Origin of the sequence: Streptomyces sp. NPDC020192, from assembly GCF_044388685.1 — a bacterium.
Lineage (GTDB): Bacteria > Actinomycetota > Actinomycetes > Streptomycetales > Streptomycetaceae > Streptomyces.
On the sequence record NZ_JBIRXG010000125.1, the window covers coordinates 1 to 1,591 of the forward strand.

Annotated in this window: 2 protein-coding genes; one reads left to right on the plus strand and one right to left on the minus strand. The window is 66.7% G+C overall.

Going from position 1 to position 1,591, the window contains the following annotated elements; translation table 11 throughout:
* Window positions 1-1,225: lectin (locus tag ACH47Z_RS47175; RefSeq protein ID WP_399086842.1), on the plus strand; the 1,225-nt coding region annotated here is incomplete at its 5' end.
* A gap of 215 nt (window positions 1,226-1,440) precedes the next feature.
* Here ACH47Z_RS47175 and ACH47Z_RS47180 read toward each other — a convergent pair.
* Window positions 1,441-1,591 (minus strand): non-reducing end alpha-L-arabinofuranosidase family hydrolase (locus tag ACH47Z_RS47180; protein WP_399086845.1); only part of this gene is annotated, 151 nt, incomplete at its 5' end.

The window sequence follows — 1,591 nt, forward strand, 5'->3', positions numbered from 1 at the left end:
CCACAACGCCGCCAAGGCCGACGGGGGCGACGTCGTCCAGAACCGCGACCGGGGCGGCGCCGATCAGCAGTGGCAACTCGTCCCGGCCGGGAGTGTCGGCACGCGCCCGTCGTCGCCGTCGTCTCCTGCAGCCGGTGGCAGCAGCTCGACGACACGTTTCATGGGGAGCAGCACGGTGTTCATCGGCGGCTCGATGTCCGACGCCTCGGCGACGGCCGCGCCGTTCGACGTGCGCTACGCCTATGTGCACAGCCGGCCCGCGCCCTCCTCGGCCTACTATTCGGCGTCGCGTTGCCAGGACGCGTGGTCGGGCTGGTGGGGCTGCTGGGGCGGCAGCACCACGGCGCCTGGCAATTACGTGACCTGGTCGGACGCCCACGCGGCCCAGGCGACTTGCCAGGGCAGCCCGCGCCCGCAGGAGTTTCTGTGGACTTGGTACTCACTGCGCGACCTCGAGGATCTGGCAGGCGAGGGTGACGGCCCGGGCGAGGTCCAGGCCATCAACAGGGTCGACCTGCTCACCCGGTACTTGAACGACTACCGTTTCTTCCTCCAGAAGATCGGCACGTCGCACGACATGATCGACCTTGAGCCCGACTTCTGGGGCTACGTCCGGTCGCTCGGCGATCCGCACCAGGTTGCCGCGCAGGTCTCGGGCGCAGCTCCGACGGATTGCGGATCGCAGGAGAACAGCGCCGCCGGACTCAGCCGCTGCCTGATGTCGATGGCGCGCAAATATGCGCCGAACACCGCTGTGGGGCTCCACCTCACCTGCTGGGACTGGCAGACCAACACACAGGCATGCGTCAAGGACTACGCGAGCCTCGGGGCACAGAACGCCGACTTCCTGGTCACCGATGTGTCGGACCGGGACGCAGGCTGGTACGCACAGCCGGCCCACGGCGGCAGTGACCACTTCTGGACCGACCAGAAGGCCGCCGCCGCGCTCGGGTTCTACAAGACGATGGCCGAGTCCGTGGGCAAGCCAGTGGTCCTGTGGCAGATCCCCGTGGGCAACATGGCGCAGAACAACACTCTCAACCATTACAAGGACGACAAGGTGGACTGGTTCTTCGCGCACATGGACCAGGTGGCGAACGCCCATGTCGCCGGGCTGCTGTTCGGTGCGGGGCAGCAGGAACAGACATCGATCGAGTCCGACGGCGGAAACCTGATCCGCAAGACGATCGCCCATCACAACTCGGGCGGTACAGCGCTCAAGTAGGCGAAGGGGTTGATCGGGTTGATAGGTGACGGCGGCAAGCCGAGTTCGATCGCGAGGCATGAAAGTCCACAAAAGAGAGGAACCTCAGCCGACGCACGGCTGGGGTTCCTCAAGGCGGTGAGGATCGGTCAGCAGGTGGAGGTGCCCGCGCCGTAGACCGCTCGTCTACGTGCCGGCGCACCGCACCCGATCGCGGTCACCGTGGATCAAGCAGGTCAGCGTTGCAGGGTGAGGAGTCCCGGCCGCCACGGCAGTTGGTCGTAGGGGCCGCTCGCGGTGGGGGACTTGCCCTGGTAGAGGAACTGCAGGTTGCAGGGGTCGATGGTCATGGTCTGGTCGGGGTTGTTGCGGACCAGGTCACCGTGA